We start from the raw sequence: 18,696 nt of genomic DNA, 5'->3' as shown, positions 1-18,696 counted from the left end.
CGTCCGGCGAGGACATTCTCTTGTCTTTTGTTTTAAGATCAAAAGCGAAAAGAATGTCCTCGCCGGACGGGCAGACCCCCGGAGGTGGGGGCAGATCAAAAGCCGGGACGAGCAGGTTGCGGGGCGGGGCAGGCTGCCGGGGCCGGTTCCAGCGTGCTCGCGGTCCTCTCGTCTTCTCCGCACGACCTTCCGACAGCGAACCACATCCCGCCGAGCAGCCGCCGTCACGTTCCGAGGCTGTGGTTGCGCGCCTGTGAGCGTCTGCTCGGCGGGATGCGGTGCGCGGTCTCCAGGCCGTACGGAGAAGACGAGAGGCCCACTTTGTGGGTTTTCACCCCCTCGAGAACGGCCACCGCTCCGGTGTGGTTCAGCTGGGGTGGAGTGGTGAACCCCGGTTGCCGTCCGCACGTGTTATCCGTGACGGCGAAGGGAGCTTGGTGTGCGGCATGGCATGGACACGGGACTGTTGAGACAGGGCGCGCACAGCCCGTCGTACTTCGCGTTGCAGCGGAGCATGGGCGGGCGCGAGCTGGTTGACTTCTGCATTCCGTGCAACCCGTACTTCCCGACTCCGCGCATGTTCGGCGAGCTGGCGGACAACCTGGAGCGGATCCTGCGGTTCTATCCCAGTGACGCCGCCACGATCACCGCTCAGCTGTCCCGGGTGCTCGGGCTGAACCCGGCGACCATGGCCATGGCCAACGGGTCCACCGAGCTGATCACCTGGATTGACCGGTTGCTGGTCAAGGAAAGTCTCGCGGTGCCGATTCCGACCTTCGGGCGGTGGACCGATCAGCCGTTGGAGACCGGCAAGCGGGTGGACATGTTCCTGTTGCACGAGGCGGACAAATTTGCCTTGGACGTGGACGCCTATCTCCGCTTCATCGCCGCCCGGGGGTCCAAGGTCGCGGTGTTGTGCAACCCGAACAACCCCGACGGCGGCTACCTGCCCCGGCGGGAGGTGGTCCGGTTCCTGGATGAGCTGGCGCACCTGGACCTGGTGGTGGTGGACGAGTCGTTCATCGACTTCGTGGAGGTGGAGAAGGACGCCTCGGTGGCCAGGGAGGCGATGATCCGGCCCAACGTGGTGGTGCTGAAGAGCCTGGGCAAGAACTTCGGCCTGCACGGCATCCGGTTCGGCTACCTGGTGGCCAATCCCGCGCTGGTCAAGCGGATCGGCGGTGCGCTGCCGATGTGGAACCTCAACTCGCTCGCCGAGGCGGTGATCTTCATGCTGGCCGAGCACCAGGAGGAGTACCGGGACAGTCTGCGGCTGCTGGCGCGGGACCGGTTCCTGATGACCGCTTCGCTCGGCCGGTTTCCCGAGCTGACCATCTTCTCCTCACAGGCCAACTTCCTGCTGGTCAAGCTGCCCAGTGGGGTGCACGGCGCGGAGCTGCGGGACTACCTGCTGGCCAAGCACGGGGTGTTCGTCAGGGAGTGCGGCAACAAGCTCGGCATGACCAGCGACTTCCTCCGCCTGGTGGTCCGGCCGGAGTCCGATGTGGACAGACTGGTGGAGGGCTTGCGCGGGTACGCCCGCAGTCGCACCGGCGAGCTGCCCTCCGAGCCCCGGATTCCCGCCCCGGCCCCGCCGGAACCGCGCACGCGGCCGACGGGGGAGGTGGTGGTGGATCTGGACGCCCCGACGGTGGGCGCGCCCCGGCCGCCCCGAGGCAGACCGCGCTCGGCTTGACCGGCCGGTCGCGCTCGGCGGCCCTGGTCGCACCTTGCCGGGCGCGAGCTCCGGGCGGCCTAGATCGCGCTGCCCTCATAGCGTTTGGCGATGCGCGGAAAGTGGGTCCGGAGCTGTTCGAGGCCCCCGGTCACCTGGTCACCGGCCGGGGCCTCGAACAGCTCCGGCGACTCCAGCGACTCGGCCAGCCCGCCCGCACCGCGCTCGGTCAGCAGCTCCACCGCCAGCGTGCTCAGCTCACCCGCGGCGCACAGGTCATCCGGGTCGTCCGGGAAGAGCTCAGCCAGGGTGTCCGGGTCAGCGACCGCGCGGTCGAAGGCGGCCCGGCCCTGCAGGATCAGCCAGTTGCGGGCCGCGGTGAACTCCTGATCGGACAGTCCACCGCGGACCAGGTCAAAAGCGGCCCACAGCTCCCACCGGTAGGCCCGCCGGTGCGCCGCCACCAGCTCCCGGTGGAACGCCGCCAGCTCCTCGGCGCCGCGGGCCGCGAGTCGTGCTCGCAGCTCGGCCAGCCGAGCGTCCACTGTGGCCGCCGCCGAGGTGGCCACCGTCCAGAACTCCAGCACGTGCCCGCCCTTCCGCACCCGCCTCCCCAACGCACGGTACGTGCGGCAGCGCGGTGCGCGCACGCATCGGCAGCAACATGCAGCAAAGCGCTACAAATTTGCGTCCGGTGGTGCAAATTTGCGTTACCAGCAGAGCCTTTGCGTGCTCAGCCGGGCCAGCTGCTGGGCCGAGGCCAGCTTGTTCGGCAGCGCGGCGATCAGTCCGGGCAGGATCTCCCGGCATCGGGCCACGTCATCGGGGCCGTGCGCGCCGTCGCCCAGCGCGCGCCTGGCCACCGAGGCCACCCAGTCGACCTCCACGCCCAGGTCCCCGGCCGCGTCCACCGCGGTCAGCGGCTCGTCGAAGTCGCCGTGGTTGCGCCGGTAGCCGTCGATGACCGCCCGCGCGGTGGCCTCCACCATCCCCTGCGGCCGGTTCCACCCGGCCAGGGACAGCGCGCAGCCGGCCAGCTCCTCGCGCGGCACCCTGGCGCAGGCCACGTCCCAGTCCACCAGCACCGGTCCGTCCGCCGCGACCAGGATGTTCTTCGCGCGCAGGTCCGCGTGCCCGATCACCTCGGGCAGCCCGCGCGGCGCCTCCACCGTGACCAGCCGGTAGATCTCCTTGACCGTGGCGCTGAGCCCGGCCAGGTCCTCGGTCCACGGCGCGTGCGCCACCTTGGCCTGTTCCACCAGTAACGGCCACAGTTCTGCCTGTCCGCCGGAACCGGTGGGGAAGGCCCAGCGGGGCTGCGGCGGCATGGCCAGGCGGTGCAGCTCGGCCATGGTCTCCCCGGCCCAGCGGCCAACCTCGGGCAGCACCGGCTGGGAGGTCGGCTCGGCCACCACCCAGCGGTGCACCCGCACCGTCGCCGCAGGTCCGTCCGCTACCGGCACCTCGGTGACGACATCGCCACCTGGCGCGATGACCGGCTCCGGCATCCGCACGCCTGCCGCCCACGCGGCCCGCTCGAACCGCCACGCGGCCCGCAGCCACGGCAACCACTCGGGCGCGTCGAGTCGGTTCATCTCCTTGACGGCATAGGACCCCAGTTCGGTGTCCAGCCGCCACATCCGGTGGCTGTGACCACCGGCAACGGGTGTCAGCGGCCCCAGTGGCCGACCGAGGTCGAACACGGCGGCGACCGCCATAGCCTCCAGCCCGCGCAAAGACAACCTCCTTCAACGTGCCCTATCTCAACTAGCATGACCTTGCGGAGCAGTGCATACTTATTCGCATGACGGTTCGGGTAGCTGTCGCTGGTGCCAGCGGCTACGCGGGCGGAGAAATCCTCCGTCTGTTGCTCGCACACCCCCAGGTCGAGATCGGTGCACTTACTGCCAGCAGTAGTGCGGGTACCCGTCTGGGGATTCATCATCCCCACCTCGTGCCCCTCGCCGATCGTGTTCTCGCGGATACCACGCTAGACCAGCTTCGGGGCCATGACGTGCTGTTTTTGGCTCTACCGCACGGTCATTCGGCGGAGGTGGCCAATGGAGTCGACGAACGGCAGACCGTGATCATCGACTGCGGCGCGGACTTTCGTCTCACGGATCCGACCGCTTGGCGACGGTGGTACGGCACCGAGTTTGCTGGGACCTGGCCGTACGGCCTGCCCGAGCTGCCGGGCCACCGGGAGCGCCTGCGCGGCGCCACCCGCATCGCCGTGCCGGGTTGTTATCCGACGGCGGCCTCGGTCGCGCTGGCCCCGGCCTTCGCCGCCGGGCTGGCCAAGCCGGACGTCGTGGTAGTCGCCGCCTCCGGCACCTCCGGCGCGGGCAAGGCGCCCAAGGCGCACCTGCTCGGCTCCGAGGTGATGGGCTCGGCCAGCGCCTACGGCGTCGGCGGCGCGCACCGGCACACCCCGGAGATCAGCCAGAACCTCTCCGCCATCGCGGGGGAGCCGGTCGCGGTCTCCTTCACCCCGGTGCTGGTCCCGATGGCCCGCGGCATCCTGGCCACCTGCACCGCCCCGCTGGCCGAGGGCGTCACCGCCGAGCAGGTCCGCGAGACCTACGCCAAGGCCTACGACGCCGAACCCTTCATCCACCTGCTGCCCGAGGGTCAGTGGCCGGTCACCGCGGCCACCCTCGGCGCGAACGCGGTGCACCTACAGGTCACCGTGGACGCCGACACCCAGCGGCTGGTCGTGGTGGCCGCCGTGGACAACCTGACCAAGGGCACCGCGGGCGCCGCGGTGCAGTGCATGAACCTCGCTCTGGGCCTGCCGGAGACCACCGGCCTGTCAACCGTGGGAGTAGCACCGTGACCTCAGCCGCTGGAGCGGACCCGGATACTAGTCACATCGATTTGGAGGCGGGTGTGACCACACCCGCTGGATTCCGAGCCGCCGGACTTGCCGTTGGAGTGAAGACCAACGGCAACCCGGACCTGACCCTGGTGGTGAACGATGGACCGGCTGACGTGGCCGCCGGCGTGTTCACCACCAACCAGGTCAAGGCAGCGCCCGTGCTCTGGTCGCAGGAGGTGCTCAAGCAGCGCCGGCTGCGCGCGGTCGTGCTGAACTCCGGTGGCGCGAACGCGTGCACCGGCCCCGAGGGCTTCCAGGACAGCCACGCCACCGCGGAGAAGGTGGCCGAGGTGCTCGGCGTCGGCGCGGTCGAGGTCGGCGTCTGCTCCACCGGCCTGATCGGCGAGCGCCTGCCCATGGACAAGATCATCCCGGGGGTGGACGCGGTGCACGCCGCGCTCGGCCGGGGCCCGGAGGCCAGCCTGGCCGCCGCCACCGCGGTGATGACCACCGACTCCAAGCCCAAGCAGGCCGCGCTGACCCACCCCGACGGGTGGAGCGTCGGCGGCTTCGCCAAGGGCGCGGGCATGTGCGCGCCCGACATGGCGACCATGCTCGCCGTCATCACCACCGACGCGGTGGTCGAGGCCGACGCGCTGGACAAGGCGCTGCGCGCGGCCGTGGACGTCACCTTCAACAGCCTGGACGTCGACGGCGGCACCTCCACCAACGACACCCTGCTGCTGCTGTCCTCCGGCGCCTCCGGGCACACCCCTGACCTGGCCGAGTTCACCGCGGTGCTCACCGCGGTGGCCCGCAGCCTCACCCGCCAGCTCCAGCGCGACGCCGAGGGCGCGACCAAGTACGTCGAGGTCACCGTGACCGGCGCGGTCGACGACGGGCAGGCCAAGCAGACCGCGCGGGTGGTCGCCGAGGACAACCTGGTCAAGACCGCACTGTTCGGCTCCGACCCCAACTGGGGCCGGATCGCGATGGCGGTCGGCCGCAGCGGGGTCACCATGGACCAGTCCGAACTGGACATCACGGTGAACGGGATCACCGTGTGCCGCAACGGGATGCGCGGGGACGACCGGTCGCTGGCCGACCTCTCCGGCACCGACATCGACCTGCGGATCAAGCTCGGCGCCGGCGCGGGCCGGGCCACCGTGTACACCACGGACCTCTCGCACGCCTACGTCGAAGAGAACTCGGCGTACTCCTCATGACCACCATCCCCACCGCCCTGGCCCAGGACCGGAGCGCGGCCGCCGCGGAGAAGGCCGAAGTCCTCGTCGAGGCGCTGCCCTGGCTGCAGCGCTTCCACGGCGCCCTGGTCGTGATCAAGTACGGCGGCAACGCCATGATCGACGAGCAGCTGAAGAAGGCCTTCGCCGAGGACATGGTGTTCCTGCGGCTGTGCGGCCTGCGCCCGGTCGTGGTGCACGGCGGCGGCCCGCAGATCTCGGCCATGCTCAACCGGCTCGGCATCGAGGGCGAGTTCCGCGGTGGCCTGCGGGTGACCAGCCCGGAGACCATGGACGTGGTGCGCATGGTGCTCACCGGCCAGGTCAGCCGCGAGCTGGTCGGCCTGATCAACGCGCACGGCCCGTACGCGGTCGGCATCTCCGGCGAGGACGCCCAGCTGTTCACCGCCGAGCGCCGGGGCACCGTCATCGACGGCGAGCACGTGGACCTCGGCCTGGTCGGCGACGTGGTCTCGGTCAACCCGGACGCGGTGCTCGACATCGTGGCCGCGGGCCGGATCCCGGTGGTCTCCACGGTCGCCCCGGACACCGACGGCGTGACGCACAACGTCAACGCCGACACCGCGGCCGCCGCGCTCGCGGTCGCGCTGGAGGCGGCCAAGCTGGTCGTGCTCACCGACGTGGAGGGCCTCTACGCCCGCTGGCCGGACCGCTCCTCACTGATCGCGCAGATCGGCGCGGACCAGCTGGAGGGCATGCTGCCCGAGCTGGCCAGCGGCATGGTGCCCAAGATGGAGGCCTGCCTGCGCGCGGTGCGCGGCGGTGTCCCGGCGGCACACGTGATCGACGGCCGACTGGCCCATTCCGTGCTGCTGGAGGTCTTCACCTCCTCCGGCATCGGCACCATGGTGATCCCGGGGGACCCACAGCCATGACCGACAACCTCACCAGCCACCTCGCCTCCAATGTGGACGGTCAGCGCCGGTGGCAGGCCAGCTTCATGGACAACTACGGCACCCCGGCGCTGGCCCTGGTCCGTGGCGAGGGCACGCACGTCTGGGACGCCGACGGCAACCGCTACCTCGACCTGCTCAGCGGGATCGCGGTCAACGCGCTCGGCCACGCCCACCCGGCCATCGTCGAGGCGGTCAGCACCCAGGTCGCCACCCTGGGCCACGTGTCCAACTTCTACCTGGCCGAGCCCACCCTGGAACTGGCCGAGCTGCTGCTCAACCTGACCGGCATCGCCGAGCAGGGCCGGGTGCTGTTCTGCAACTCCGGCGCCGAGGCCAACGAGGCCGCGTTCAAGATCAGCCGGTTGACCGGGCGCACCAAGGTGGTCGCCACCGAGGGCGGCTTCCACGGCCGCACCATGGGCGCGCTCGCGCTCACCGGCCAGCCGGCCAAGCGGGAGCCGTTCGCGCCCATGCCGCCCGGCGTGGTGCACGTGCCCTACGGCGACACCGCCGCGCTGGAGTCCATTGTGGACGATCAGACCGCCGCGGTGTTCCTGGAGCCGATCCAGGGCGAGCAGGGCGTGCGGGTGCCGCCGGAGGGCTACCTGCAGGCCGCGCGGGAGATCACCAGCCGGCACGGCGCGCTGCTGGTGCTGGACGAGGTGCAGACCGGCCTGGGCCGCACCGGCAGCTGGTTCGCCTTCCAGCAGGCAGGCATCACCCCGGATGTGGTCACCCTGGCCAAGGGCCTCGGCGGCGGCCTGCCGCTGGGCGCCTGCCTGGCCTTCGGCGAGGCGGCCGGCCTGCTCAAGCCCGGCCTGCACGGCACCACCTTCGGCGGCAACCCGGTCTGCTGCGCGGCCGGCCTGGCCGTGCTGCGCACCATCGCCGCGGAGGGTCTGGTCGAGCACGCGGGCGCGCTCGGCAAGGAGCTGGCCACCGGCATCGAGGACCTGCACCACCCGCTGGTCCGCGGCGTCCGCGGCGCTGGCTTGCTGCAGGCGATCCTGCTGAACCAGCCGGTGTCGGCCGCGGTGGCCACCGCCGCCCGCGACGCCGGGTTCCTGGTCAACAACGTGCAGCCGGACGCGATCCGGCTGGCCCCGCCGCTGGTGCTGACCGAGGCCGACGCGCACGAGTTCGTCACCGCCCTGCCCGCCCTGCTGGACGCCGCTGTGGAGGAGACCAGATGACCCTGCGCCACTTCCTGCGTGATGACGACCTGACCCCGGATGAGCAGAAGAACCTGCTCGACCTGGCCGACGCGCTCAAGGCCGACCCGTTGTCCAACAAGGCGATGGCCGGCCCGAAGACCGCCGCGGTGATCTTCGAGAAGAACTCCACCCGCACCAGGCTCTCCTTCGAGGTGGGCATCGCCCAGCTCGGCGGGCACGCGGTGGTGGTGGACGGCCGCACCATGCAGCTGGGCCGCGAGGAGACCATCGAGGACACCTCCCGGGTGCTCTCCCGCTACGTGGACGTGGTGGTGTGGCGGACCTTCGCGCACGCCCGGATCGAGGCGATGGCCTCCTCGGCGAGCGTGCCGGTGATCAACGCGCTCACCGACGAGTTCCACCCCTGCCAGGTGCTGGCCGACCTGCAGACCATCCGGGAGCGCTTCGGCAGGCTGGCCGGGCTGACCCTGACCTACCTCGGCGACGGCGCGAACAACATGGCGCACTCGCTGCTGGTCGGCGGCGCCACCGCGGGCATGCACGTGCGGATCGCCTCGCCGAACCGGTTCCACCCGCTGCCCTGGATCCTGGACTCGGCCAAGCAGCGGGCCGCCGAGACCGGCGGCTCGGTGGCGCTGGTCTCCGAGGTGGACGCGGCCGTGGACGGCGCGGAGGTGCTGGTCACCGACACCTGGACCTCGATGGGCCAGGAGAACGACGGCAAGGACCGGGTCGGCCCGTTCCGGCCCTACCAGGTCAACGACGCCCTGCTGGCGCGCACCGGGGTGGACAGCATCGTGCTGCACTGCCTGCCGGCGCACCGCGGCTGGGAGGTCACCGACGAGGTCATCGACGGACCGGCCAGCGCGGTGTGGGACGAGGCGGAGAACCGCCTGCACGCGCAGAAGGCGCTGCTGGTCTGGTTGCTGGAGCAGACGGGCTGAACACATGACGCAGAGCACCGCGGCCACCAGGGTCGCCCGACAGGCCAGGATCGCCGAGCTCGTGCGCGAGCGCGCCATCCGCAGTCAGACCGAGCTGGTCAAGCTCCTCGCGGTCGAGGGCATCGAGGCCACCCAGGCCACGCTGTCCAGGGACCTGGACGAGCTGGGCGCGGTCAAGCTGCGCGGCGCGGACGGCGGCGCACCGGTGTACGTCATCCCCGAGGACGGCAGCCCGGTGCGCGGCGTCGAGGGCGGCACCTCCCGGCTGGTCAAGGTGCTCGGCGAACTGCTGGTCTCCACCGACGCCTCCGGCAACCTGGCCGTGCTGCGCACCCCGCCCGGCGCCGCCCAGTTCCTGGCCAGCGCGATCGACCGGGCCGCGCTCAACGACGTGGTCGGCACCATCGCCGGCGACGACACCCTGTTGATCGTGGCCAGGGAGCCGCTCACCGGCGCGCAGCTGGCCGCCCGCTTCACCGAGATGGCAGGCGGCACCGCGCACGCCCACTACCAAGGGGAAGCCCCATGACCAGGCGGGTGGTGCTGGCCTGCGCGCCGGAGCTGGACCTCCCGGCGGCCGTCAACGGGCTCACCGGGTCCGAGGTGGTCGCGGTCGCCGTCGACCTGGGCCAGGGCGGCGTGCACCTGGCCGCCACCAGGGAGCAGGCGCTGGCCGCGGGCGCGGTGGCCGCGGTGGCCACCGACGCGCGCGAGGAGCTGGCCCAGCACTACTGCCTGCCCGCACTGCTGGCCAACGCGCTGACGCCTAACCTGTCCCGCCCGCTGCTGGCCAGGCACCTGGTGACCGCGGCCCGGCAGCACAACGCGACCACCATCGCGCACCACCGCGCGGACCCGGCCTTCACCACTGAGATCACCGCGCTCGCCCCGGACCTCGACGTCATCACCTGGCCCGAGCACCCGACACCCCAGGCCGAGCAGAGCATCTGGCACCGCCGCCCGGCCCGCATTCCCAGCCAGACCGGGCCGAGGGACCCCGACGAACTGACCCTCACCTTCGACCAGGGTGTGCCGGTGGCCATCGACGGCGAGACCGTCACCGTGCTGCAGGCCATCCAGGAGCTCAACCGCCGGGCGGGCGCGCACGGCGTCGGCCGGATCCACCAGGCCCCCGGCGCGACCACTCTGATCACCGCGCACCAGGCGCTGGAGCACGCGGTGCTGGAGCCCGACCTGGCCGAGTTCAAGCGGGAGGTGGAGCGGCGCTGGACCGAGCTGGTGCAGGACGGCCGCTGGTCCTCCCCGCTCAAGGACGCCCTGGACGATTTTGTGCTGGGCACCCAGGAACAGGTCAGCGGCGAGGTCCGGCTGGTGCTGCACGGCGGCCGCGCGGTGATCGACCAAGCCCAGTTGTGGGACTTCGAGAAGCAGGGAGTATGAGCGAGATGAAGGAAGCCACCCCGCTGTGGGGTGGCCGGTTCGCCTCCGGACCGGCCGAGGCGATGGCCGCGCTGAGTGTCTCCACGCACTTCGACTGGCAGCTGGCCCGCTACGACATCGCCGGCTCCAGGGCTCACGCCAGGGTGCTGCACCGCGCGGGCCTGCTCAGCGACACCGAGCTACCCGCGATGCTGGCCGCCCTGGACACCCTGGAGGCCGACGTGGTCTCCGGCGCGTTCACCCCGGCCCCCTCCGACGAGGACGTGCACACCGCCTTGGAACGCGGCCTGCTGGACCGCGCGGGCACCGACCTGGGCGGCAAGCTCCGCGCCGGCCGCTCCCGCAACGACCAGATCGCCACCCTGTTCCGCATGTGGCTGCGCGACGCCGCCCGCCGGGTAGCCGCGGGCACCCTGGACGTAGTCGAGGCCCTGGCGGCCCAAGCTGCCCAGCACCCCACCGCCGTCATGCCCGGCCGCACCCACCTCCAGCACGCCCAACCGGTCCTGCTGGCCCACCACCTGCTGGCCCACGCCCAGTCCCTGCTCCGCGACGTCTCCCGCCTCCGCGACTGGGACAAGCGCACCGCGATCTCCCCCTACGGCTCCGGCGCCCTGGCAGGCTCCTCCCTGGGCCTGGATCCAGCGGCCGTCGCAGCAGACCTGGGCTTCGACGCGCCAGTCGAGAACTCCATCGACGGTGTGGCCAGCCGAGACTTCGCCGCCGAGTTCGCCTTCGTGGTGGCCATGCTGGGCGTCAACCTCTCCCGCATCGCTGAAGAGGTCATCATCTGGACCACCGCCGAGTTCGGCTACGCCAAGCTCAACGACGCCTGGGCCACCGGCAGCTCGATCATGCCGCAAAAGAAGAACCCCGACGTCGCCGAACTGATGCGCGGCAAGTCCGGCCGCCTGATCGGCAACCTCTCCGGACTCCTCGCCACCCTCAAGGCGCAGCCCCTCGCCTACAACCGAGACCTGCAAGAGGACAAGGAACCCCTCTTCGACTCGGTGACCCAGCTGGAACTCCTGCTCCCGGCCATGACCGGCATGATGGCCACCCTCACCTTCGACACCGCCCGCCTGGCCGCCCTGGCCCCAGCGGGCTTCACCCTGGCCACCGACATCGCCGAATGGCTGGTCCGCCAGGGCGTCCCCTTCCGCGTGGCCCACGAAGCAGCAGGCGCCTGCGTCCAAGCCGCCGAGTCCCGGAACGCCGGCCTGGAAGACCTCACCGACGAGGAGTTGGCGGCCATCAACCCAGCCCTAACCCCCCAGGTCCGCGAGGTCCTCACCGTAGAAGGCTCCATCGCCTCCCGCGACGCCCACGGCGGCACCGCCCCCGTGAGAGTCGCGGAACAGCACCAACGCCTCCTGGGCGCCCTGACCGAAGCAAGGGACTGGGCAAAGCTCTAGAACGCAACAAAAGCGGAACCGCCACCAAAATGGACGCGAAACGAAAACGCGGGCGACAACACATCGCCCGCGTTTTCACTGCCATCAGCGAGCGGTGGATTGTGTGATTTGTTTGGGGGGAGGCCATCCCATAAGCTAGCCCAGCGATTGGGCAGGCCTCACCGCCTGCCCCTTCAGCCCAATCCGGGATGGCCTAGGGGCCCCAAACCAAATCGCACAATCCACCGTCCACGCGGCCGCCCCCACCGCCAGAACATCACCCCAACCAAAACCGGCACAACCAGCACCAATAGATCCGCAAAATCCCGAACCCCCTGAAAATCAACCACCCCAGGCCGCCGCCAAGCCTCCACAACCATCCCCATATAAACCCGATCCACCCCCCAAGAAAACACCACGAACACCACCCCCACCGCCCACAACCACCCACTCCGGGTAGCGCAAGCGACAACCCCCACAACCCCGAACACCACCACATGCGGCCCAGCAGCAACCCCCAGCCACAGCAGCACCGAACAGCACCCGAGCACCAACGGATAGCACCACCACGACAGCCCACCCCGTCGCCGCCACACCCGATAGCCGCCCACCGCCACCAGCCCCACCGCAACCCCGAGGACCGCCCAGCGCGCAAGCGGCTCCCACGACCTCGACAGTCGAGCCCCCGCGCTCAACCCCGAAACCACCGCCACAAACGCCCCACAATGCGCGAGAACCAGCAGCAAACTCGTCCGCTCCAGCAGCGCGTACACCACCACCGCATACACCACCGGCACCGCGACCAGCCAGAACAGATGCTCCGGCCCCGGATCGCCAAACCCGACCGGCATGAGCACGTAAAGCTCGCCAGCCGCCTCCAACGCGCTCTCCAGCAGTGTCGGCCCAGGCCCGAACTCCGAACTCAACGTGAACCGAGGCCGCATCGGCGGAGTCCGCACCTGCTGCGCCAGCACAACCACGACCCCGATGAACCCCAACAGAAGCCACCGCGAATCCACCCAAAGCCGCCCCACGACAGCTCCCCCCGCTCGTCGTCCCGCCGACCCTATTACCCCCTACCATCACCCCCGATGACCACCCTCGACCTCTCCGCCGACCCGATCCTCACCGCCCGCCGCCTGCTCGGCTGCCACCTCACCGCCAACGGCATCACCGCCCGCATCACCGAGGTCGAGGCCTACTGGGGCGCCAAGGATCCGGCCTCGCACAGCTACCGCGGCAAGACACCGCGCAACGAGGTCATGTTCGGCCCGCCCGGCCACCTCTACGTCTACTTCGTCTACGGCTTGCACTTCTGCGCCAACGTCGTCTGCCTCACCGACGGCGACCCGGGGGCCGTCCTGCTGCGCGCCGCCGAGATCACTGACGGCCTGGACCTGGCCCGCGCGTACCGCCCTGCCGCCAAGACCGAAGCCGACCTCGCCCGCGGTCCGGCCAACCTGTGCACCGCGCTCGGCATCACCCGCGAGCACAACGGCGCCGACCTCCTCTCCACGACCTCCCCGGTGCGCCTCACCCCGGCCACCGAGGTCCCGGAGTCCCAGGTCGAAGCGGGCCCGCGAGTGGGCATCGCGGTGGCCATGGATCTCCCGTGGCGGTTCTGGCTTGCCGGAAACCGCACGGTCAGCGCGTATCGCCGCGGCGGCAAGAAAAGATAACCAAACCCTTTCTTCTACCCCGCAGAACGTGACCCAAACCAAACATGGGATGTCAATTCAACGCGCAAGATTCATTTGTCATGCAACGAATACCCACAACCGGCTCACCCGCCCGCGAAGACGGCGCAACGCCACGCACGCAGAGTGACAGAATCATCGCCATGCTCGCAATGGATACCAAAACCGTTCGCTGACCAGGCGTAACGCAACCGCCTCACCAACTACCCTCGGTACAGTACCGGGACGCATTACCTTGCCGGGATTTCGATTGCTCGCTACCGTGAGAAACGGCGGCAGCAACAAGTCACCTGGGGGGAATTCTTGTGCGTTTCACCGGTGCCAACACGCTGATCAGCATTGGCTTCGTGCTGATGTGGAGTTCCGGATTCATCGGGGCCAAGCTCGGTACCCAGGAATCCGGCACCTACACCTTGCTGATGTGGCGGTTCCTCCTCGCCGCCGCGATTCTCCTCGCCATCCAGCTGGCCAGGCGCGCACTCCGCCTGACCCCGCGTGAGCTCGCCGTCCAGGCGCTGGTCGGCCTGCTCGGCCAGGGCGTCTACCTGATCGGCACGGTCAAGGCGGTCGAACTGGGCGTGGCCGCCGGCACCGTCGCACTGATCGCGGCCCTGCAACCCATCGCCTCAGCGGCCCTGGCCGGACCGGTGCTGGGCGAGCGGGTAGCGGCCAGCCAGTGGACTGGCCTCGCGGTCGGGCTGGCCGGCGTGGCCCTGGTCGTGGGCGCCGACCTCGGCCTCAGCGCGAGCACCCCCTGGTGGGCCTACGGCCTGCCGTTCCTCGGCATGGCCGGGCTGGTCGCGGCCACCCTGGTCGAGCGCAAGGCAGGCGCGGAAACCAGCCTGGCCAACGCGCTCACCGTGCAATGCCTGGTCAGCGCCGCCCTGTTCACCTTGCTCAGCCTGGGCACCGGCGTCGCGGCCCCGCCGGCCACCGACGGGTTCTGGCTGGCCGTCGGCTGGTTCATCATTTTCTCCACCTTCGGCGGCTACGGCTTCTACTGGCTCGGCCTGCGCCGCACCAGCGTGGCCCGGATGACCAGCCTGATCTACCTCACCCCGCCGACGACCATGCTCTGGGCATTCCTGATGTTCGGCGAAACCGTCACCGCGCTCGCCATCACCGGCGTGCTCATCTGCATTGTCTCCGTCTGGCTCACCCACTGGTCCCAATCCAGCGAGCGGGCCGTCACGCGCAACTAAAAATCGAACCTATTTCCGGCGACAAGGACAATCATGTCTGAGGCTCAGCGGAAACAGTCGACCCTGTCCAAAAACCCGTCTTACGCGGCGGCCAAAGCCCATTACCTCTCCCCGTCCCGCCGTGACCCGGTGAAACGAGAATGGGAGGAACGCTTCTCGAAGTCCCTTTTCCGGTCCGCCGCCGAAGCGGCCATCACCGGCAACCGGCTCAGCGTCGTCGACGTCGGCAGCGGCACCGGCGACGCGCTGCACCTGCTGGAGGGCGCGCTCAAGCACCACCGCCGCCCACCGGTCATCGACTACCTCGGCCTGGACCTGGACCCGGACATGGTCGAGGTCGCCAGGGACCTGCACCGGGACCGCCCCCGCGTCGAGTTCGCCATGGCCGACATCCGCGACGGCGTCCCGGACCGGCCGACCCAGCTCTACCTCGCCAGCGGCGTGCCCTACTCCCACCTCACCCGCGAGGAGCTGACCGCGGTGCTGGCCGACATCACCGCCACGGTGCGCCGCCACCGGACCCGCTCGGTGGTGGTGCTGGACGTGCTCGGCCGGTACTCCATGGAATGGGAGCCCTACTGGGACTTCGACCGCTGGACCTACGCGATGACCTTCTTCCAGGGCGGCGAACCGGCCCCGGAAGCCAAGATGTCCTTCTACGGCCAGTCCGACCTCGCCGCCGTCATCGCGGATGGCACCCGGCACGGCGGCCTGCTACCGGTGCGGGTGGAGTACTTCGACCGCTCCATCGGCGTCGGCAGGCACACCGTCACCGGCGCGTTCAACCCGGCGCTGCCGCCCTACCGCGAGCTGGTCAACCGCCTGTTCGCCGGTGATGTCACCGTCGCGCTGCCGGACCTGCGCATCGAGGACCCGTGCGGGGAGGCGCCACCGGAGGTGCTCAACTTCTTCACCGGCTTCGCCACCCGCTGGAACGAGCGGCTCTGGCACTGCGCCGAGGTCGAGTCGACCAGGTGGGCCAGCGCGGCCAGCCGCACCCGGCTGGCCAGGCAGCTGCGTGACGTGGAGTTCAGCGCACAGCGCGGACTCGGCGCCGGGCACTCGCTGATCTGCCTGCTGCACCTGGACGGCAGTACCCGATGACCGGACCCGCCGCGGTGCTGCTCGACCTGGACGGCGTGCTGGTGGACTCGATGCCCGCCATCCGCCAGGCGCTGACCGAATGGTCGATGAGCCGGGGGTTCCCGCCGGAGCTGGCCAACCGGCTCGCGCACGGCAGGCGCACCGTGGACCTGGTCCGCCTGCTCACCCCCGAGCTGGACGAGGCCGCCGAGGTCGCCGCGATCACCGCGCTGGAGGCGGCCGGGTGCCGCGCCGTCCGGCCGATCCGCGGCGCGGCCGAGTTCCTGGCCGGCCTTGGCCAGACCCCGTGGGCGGTGGTCACCTCCGGCCTGCGCCAGGTCTCCCTGGCCAAGCTCACCGCGGCGGGCCTGCCCATCCCAGAAGTCCTCGTCTGCGCCGAAGACGTGCTGCTGAGCAAGCCGGACCCGGAGTGCTACCTGCGCGCCGCCCGCGCGCTGGGCGTCGAACCGGGGGAGTGCCTGGTCGTCGAGGACGCCCTCGCCGGGTTCCATGCCGCCCGCGCGGCCGGCATGGACTGCGTCGGCCTCGGCCCTGCCGCCGTCGACTACCCCGGCGAGCTGCGCGCCCGCGTCACCGACCTGACCGAACTGCAACCGATCACAACCGGAGAGGAAAGGACATGACCACGACCACGACCAAGGCCGCGGAGCCGGCGGTGGACGCGCTGCGCACCGGGTTCAGCCGGGTCCGCCGCTCGCTGCGCCGCGCCGAGTGGAACCACGCGCCGCTGCGACACGAACCGGCCTGGCAACCCGAGTTCGTCGACACCACAACGGAAACCGGCGCCACCCGGCTCAGCCTCACCGACTTCGGCTACGGCAGGGCGCACCTGGACCGCCTCGGCGACTTCCAGGACAGACCCGCCTACTCCGCCCCGCACCGGCTGCTCACCAGAGAAGGCGCCGCGGCCTTCCGCGCGGTCTGCGAGGCGCTGGCCGACCGCGCCCCCGACGACGACTACATCGTCAGCCACCGGGTGCGCAACGCGGTCTCCATGTCCCGGTTCATCCGCGACATGACCCACGACGAGACGTTCCTGGCCAAGGCCTCCGCCATCGCGGGCGTGCCGCTGGTGCCGCACCCGCTGACCAACGCGGGAGTGTGCCTGAACTACTTCGACGACCGGGGGATCGAGGTCGGCGGCAAGGCGAGACCCCAGGTCGCCAAGTGGCACTACGACGGCATGACCTACGTCTTCGTGATCCAGCTGGCCGACTCCACCGAGTTCACCGGCGGCGACCTGTTGATCTACCAGGGCACCAGGGCCTCCTTCGCGGCCGAGCGCGCCGAGGTCATCGCCAAGGCGGCCGAGCACCCGAAGGTCTTCCGCGCGCCGTTCGAGCAGCTCGGCGACACCGTGTACAGCCGGGGCAGTGACATCTGGCACGCGGTCACCCCGGTCACCGCGGGCAAGCGGATCAGCGCCGTGCTGTCCTTCTTCTGCCCGGTGCTGCCCACCGACAGCAACGAGTTCTGGCACGTCGCGGCCGAGGACGGCCTGCTGCCCTCGGTGGGCGGCTTCGCCAGGCTGCTGCGCGCCCAGCAGGACGCGCTGGGCTACTGCCGCCGGGAGGGGGTGAACCTGGTGCCGCTGGCCGCGGCCGCGCAGACAGGCCAGCGCGAACCGATTTGACCTGGTGGGGGAAGATGCAGGGGTGAGTGAGCACATCCTCGACGAGCTGTCCTGGCGCGGCCTGATCGCGCAGACCACCGATATCGACGCACTGCGGCGCGACCTGGACGCCGGCCCGCTCACCCTCTATTGCGGCTTCGACCCCACCGCGCCGAGCCTGCACGCGGGCAACCTGATCCCGCTGCTCGGCCTGCGCCGCTTCCAGCGGGCCGGGCACCGGCCGATCGTGCTGGCGGGCGGGGCCACGGGCATGATCGGCGACCCCCGTGACAACGGCGAGCGGTCCCTCAACACCGAGGACACCGTGGCCGAGTGGACCGAGCGGATCAGAGGGCAGCTGGAGCGGTTCGTCGACTTCGACGACTCGCCGACCGGCGCGCTGGTGGAGAACAACCTGAGCTGGACGGAGGGCATGTCGGCGATCTCGTTCCTGCGGGACGTCGGCAAGCACTTCTCGGTCAACGTCATGCTCGGCCGGGAGACGGTGAAGCGCCGCCTGGAGAGCGACGGCATGTCCTACACCGAGTTCAGCTACCTGCTGCTCCAGTCGCACGACTACCTGCAGCTGCACCGCAAGCACGGCTGCTCGCTGCAGATCGGCGGCGCCGACCAGTGGGGCAACATCGTCGGCGGCGTCGGCCTGGTCCGCTCGGTCGACCGGGCCGCGGTGCACGCGCTGACGCTGCCGCTGGTCACCGACTCCGAGGGACGCAAGTTCGGCAAGTCCACCGGTGGCGGGAACGTGTGGCTGGATCCGGAGCTGACCTCGCCGTACGCCTGGTACCAGTACTTCGTGAACGTGGCCGACGCCGACGCGGTCCGCTACCTGCGCATGTTCACCTTCCTCAGCAAGGACGAGGTGGCCGAGATCGAGCAGGTCACCGCGGACACCCCGCACCTGCGCACCGCGCAGAAGCGGCTGGCCGAGGAGTTCACCACCCTGGTGCACGGCGCTGACCAGACCCGGATGGTGGTCGCGGCCAGCCAGGCCCTGTTCGGCCGGGGTGAGCTGCGTGAGCTGGACGAACCGACGCTGACCGCGGCGCTGAGCTCGGCAGGCACCGGGCAGGTGAAGCTGGCCGACGCGCCGACCATCGTCGACCTGCTGGTCGCGGCCGGCCTGTCCAAGAGCAGGGGAGAGGCCCGCCGCACGGTCAACGAGGGTGGGGCCTACGTCAACAACGAGAAGGTCACCGACGAGGCGTGGCAGCCGTCCGCGGACGCCCTGCTGCACGGACGGTGGCTTGTGCTTCGACGTGGCCGCCGTCACACTGCGGGAGTGGACGTCCTGCATTAGCGTGGGACGCGAGGGCTGCGAGGCCGTGACCAGCGGTTTCGCAGCCTTGGCCCGCGTGTGCGTGGGCCTGACCAGGCGATTTGACTTCGCATTCGCCCGGGCGTAACTTTCTCTCTGCCAGCGCGGAACGGCCCCGGGAAAGACGCGGGGACGGGCGCGGCGAGAAAAGCTTCCAGGACAAACAAGCCCCGGAAC

General features: G+C 70.4%; 18 protein-coding genes. 15 read left to right on the top strand and 3 right to left on the bottom strand.

Translation table 11 applies throughout. The features are described from left to right. Positions 1–451 precede the first annotated feature (451 nt). A complete protein-coding gene (locus tag ACWDY5_RS40495) occupies positions 452–1,696 on the top strand; it encodes a pyridoxal phosphate-dependent aminotransferase (RefSeq protein WP_449727430.1) in 1,245 nt (414 codons plus the stop codon). A gap of 59 nt (positions 1,697–1,755) precedes the next feature. Here the strand turns inward: ACWDY5_RS40495 and ACWDY5_RS40490 are convergent, their stop codons facing one another. Continuing rightward, positions 1,756–2,280 (bottom strand): DUF4240 domain-containing protein, encoded by a 525-nt coding sequence (locus ACWDY5_RS40490; RefSeq protein WP_449727429.1) that lies wholly within the window; start codon positions 2,278–2,280, stop codon positions 1,756–1,758. 105 nt (positions 2,281–2,385) lie between these two features. After that, a complete protein-coding gene (locus tag ACWDY5_RS40485; RefSeq protein ID WP_252485866.1) occupies positions 2,386–3,393 on the bottom strand; it encodes a phosphotransferase in 1,008 nt (335 codons plus the stop codon). An 86-nt stretch (positions 3,394–3,479) separates the two neighbouring features. Here ACWDY5_RS40485 and argC point away from each other — a divergent pair, with 86 nt between their 5' ends. From argC to argH, 8 genes are read left to right on the top strand one after another with little or no spacing between them, the layout of a single operon-like run. Next, positions 3,480–4,511 carry an N-acetyl-gamma-glutamyl-phosphate reductase gene (argC, locus tag ACWDY5_RS40480; protein ID WP_449727428.1) on the top strand — a complete coding sequence of 344 codons (1,032 nt, stop codon included), beginning with the start codon at positions 3,480–3,482 and terminating at the stop codon, positions 4,509–4,511. Positions 4,512–4,564: 53 nt separating this feature from the next. Further along, positions 4,565–5,719 carry a bifunctional glutamate N-acetyltransferase/amino-acid acetyltransferase ArgJ gene (gene argJ / locus ACWDY5_RS40475; RefSeq protein WP_449727427.1) on the top strand — a complete coding sequence of 385 codons (1,155 nt, stop codon included), beginning with the start codon at positions 4,565–4,567 and terminating at the stop codon, positions 5,717–5,719. Further along, entirely contained in the window at positions 5,716–6,633 is a 918-nt protein-coding gene (gene argB / locus ACWDY5_RS40470; protein ID WP_449727426.1) for an acetylglutamate kinase, read from the top strand. Before argJ ends, argB begins: the two co-directional genes overlap by 4 nt. Then, positions 6,630–7,847 (top strand): acetylornithine transaminase, encoded by a 1,218-nt coding sequence (locus ACWDY5_RS40465; protein ID WP_449727425.1) that lies wholly within the window; start codon positions 6,630–6,632, stop codon positions 7,845–7,847. The genes argB and ACWDY5_RS40465 overlap by 4 nt, the downstream gene beginning before the upstream one ends. Then, complete coding sequence (gene argF / locus ACWDY5_RS40460) at positions 7,844–8,773, top strand: ornithine carbamoyltransferase (RefSeq protein ID WP_449727424.1); 930 nt, start codon at positions 7,844–7,846, stop codon at positions 8,771–8,773. The genes ACWDY5_RS40465 and argF overlap by 4 nt, the downstream gene beginning before the upstream one ends. A gap of 4 nt (positions 8,774–8,777) precedes the next feature. Next, complete coding sequence (locus tag ACWDY5_RS40455) at positions 8,778–9,302, top strand: arginine repressor (protein ID WP_283664402.1); 525 nt, start codon at positions 8,778–8,780, stop codon at positions 9,300–9,302. Continuing rightward, positions 9,299–10,174: an argininosuccinate synthase domain-containing protein gene (locus ACWDY5_RS40450; RefSeq protein WP_449727423.1), complete on the top strand. Its 876-nt coding sequence runs from the start codon at positions 9,299–9,301 to the stop codon at positions 10,172–10,174. The genes ACWDY5_RS40455 and ACWDY5_RS40450 overlap by 4 nt, the downstream gene beginning before the upstream one ends. Then, positions 10,171–11,589 (top strand): argininosuccinate lyase, encoded by a 1,419-nt coding sequence (gene argH, locus ACWDY5_RS40445; protein ID WP_449727422.1) that lies wholly within the window; start codon positions 10,171–10,173, stop codon positions 11,587–11,589. Before ACWDY5_RS40450 ends, argH begins: the two co-directional genes overlap by 4 nt. Before the next feature lie 173 nt (positions 11,590–11,762). Here the strand turns inward: argH and ACWDY5_RS40440 are convergent, their stop codons facing one another. Then, entirely contained in the window at positions 11,763–12,602 is an 840-nt protein-coding gene (locus tag ACWDY5_RS40440) for a hypothetical protein (protein WP_449727421.1), read from the bottom strand. A gap of 57 nt (positions 12,603–12,659) precedes the next feature. Here ACWDY5_RS40440 and ACWDY5_RS40435 point away from each other — a divergent pair, with 57 nt between their 5' ends. The 6 genes from ACWDY5_RS40435 to tyrS all read left to right on the top strand — a co-directional run bounded on the left by ACWDY5_RS40435 (position 12,660) and on the right by tyrS (position 18,501). Beyond that, positions 12,660–13,247 (top strand): DNA-3-methyladenine glycosylase, encoded by a 588-nt coding sequence (locus ACWDY5_RS40435; protein ID WP_449727420.1) that lies wholly within the window; start codon positions 12,660–12,662, stop codon positions 13,245–13,247. Between the two features lie 323 nt (positions 13,248–13,570). Beyond that, positions 13,571–14,467 (top strand): DMT family transporter, encoded by an 897-nt coding sequence (locus tag ACWDY5_RS40430; RefSeq protein ID WP_449727419.1) that lies wholly within the window; start codon positions 13,571–13,573, stop codon positions 14,465–14,467. Between the two features lie 129 nt (positions 14,468–14,596). Beyond that, positions 14,597–15,571 (top strand): class I SAM-dependent methyltransferase, encoded by a 975-nt coding sequence (locus tag ACWDY5_RS40425; RefSeq protein WP_449727418.1) that lies wholly within the window; start codon positions 14,597–14,599, stop codon positions 15,569–15,571. Next, the gene (locus ACWDY5_RS40420) at positions 15,568–16,194 is read left to right on the top strand and encodes an HAD-IA family hydrolase (protein WP_449727417.1); all 627 of its coding nucleotides are present in this window, start codon (positions 15,568–15,570) and stop codon (positions 16,192–16,194) included. The genes ACWDY5_RS40425 and ACWDY5_RS40420 overlap by 4 nt, the downstream gene beginning before the upstream one ends. Further along, positions 16,191–17,204 carry a hypothetical protein gene (locus tag ACWDY5_RS40415; protein ID WP_449727416.1) on the top strand — a complete coding sequence of 338 codons (1,014 nt, stop codon included), beginning with the start codon at positions 16,191–16,193 and terminating at the stop codon, positions 17,202–17,204. The genes ACWDY5_RS40420 and ACWDY5_RS40415 overlap by 4 nt, the downstream gene beginning before the upstream one ends. Positions 17,205–17,226: 22 nt before the next feature. Next, positions 17,227–18,501 carry a tyrosine--tRNA ligase gene (tyrS, locus tag ACWDY5_RS40410; RefSeq protein ID WP_449727415.1) on the top strand — a complete coding sequence of 425 codons (1,275 nt, stop codon included), beginning with the start codon at positions 17,227–17,229 and terminating at the stop codon, positions 18,499–18,501. Positions 18,502–18,696: the final 195 nt, after the last annotated feature.

It is taken from the genome of Crossiella sp. NPDC003009 (assembly GCF_053591555.1).
Note: the sequence above shows the minus strand (reverse complement) of the source record. Positions and strands in the feature narration are given on the sequence as shown.

What these genes read in the sequence shown, in the direction of transcription:
- ACWDY5_RS40495 (WP_449727430.1), top strand. Translation starts at nt 452, where the DNA reads ATGGACACGGGACTGTTGAGACAGGGCGCGCACAGCCCGTCGTACTTC.
- ACWDY5_RS40485 (WP_252485866.1), bottom strand. Translation starts at nt 3,393, where the DNA reads ATGGCGGTCGCCGCCGTGTTCGACCTCGGTCGGCCACTGGGGCCGCTG.
- argC (WP_449727428.1), top strand. Translation starts at nt 3,480, where the DNA reads ATGACGGTTCGGGTAGCTGTCGCTGGTGCCAGCGGCTACGCGGGCGGA.
- argB (WP_449727426.1), top strand. Translation starts at nt 5,716, where the DNA reads ATGACCACCATCCCCACCGCCCTGGCCCAGGACCGGAGCGCGGCCGCC.
- ACWDY5_RS40465 (WP_449727425.1), top strand. Translation starts at nt 6,630, where the DNA reads ATGACCGACAACCTCACCAGCCACCTCGCCTCCAATGTGGACGGTCAG.
- argF (WP_449727424.1), top strand. Translation starts at nt 7,844, where the DNA reads ATGACCCTGCGCCACTTCCTGCGTGATGACGACCTGACCCCGGATGAG.
- ACWDY5_RS40455 (WP_283664402.1), top strand. Translation starts at nt 8,778, where the DNA reads ATGACGCAGAGCACCGCGGCCACCAGGGTCGCCCGACAGGCCAGGATC.
- ACWDY5_RS40450 (WP_449727423.1), top strand. Translation starts at nt 9,299, where the DNA reads ATGACCAGGCGGGTGGTGCTGGCCTGCGCGCCGGAGCTGGACCTCCCG.
- argH (WP_449727422.1), top strand. Translation starts at nt 10,171, where the DNA reads ATGAGCGAGATGAAGGAAGCCACCCCGCTGTGGGGTGGCCGGTTCGCC.
- ACWDY5_RS40435 (WP_449727420.1), top strand. Translation starts at nt 12,660, where the DNA reads ATGACCACCCTCGACCTCTCCGCCGACCCGATCCTCACCGCCCGCCGC.
- ACWDY5_RS40420 (WP_449727417.1), top strand. Translation starts at nt 15,568, where the DNA reads ATGACCGGACCCGCCGCGGTGCTGCTCGACCTGGACGGCGTGCTGGTG.
- ACWDY5_RS40415 (WP_449727416.1), top strand. Translation starts at nt 16,191, where the DNA reads ATGACCACGACCACGACCAAGGCCGCGGAGCCGGCGGTGGACGCGCTG.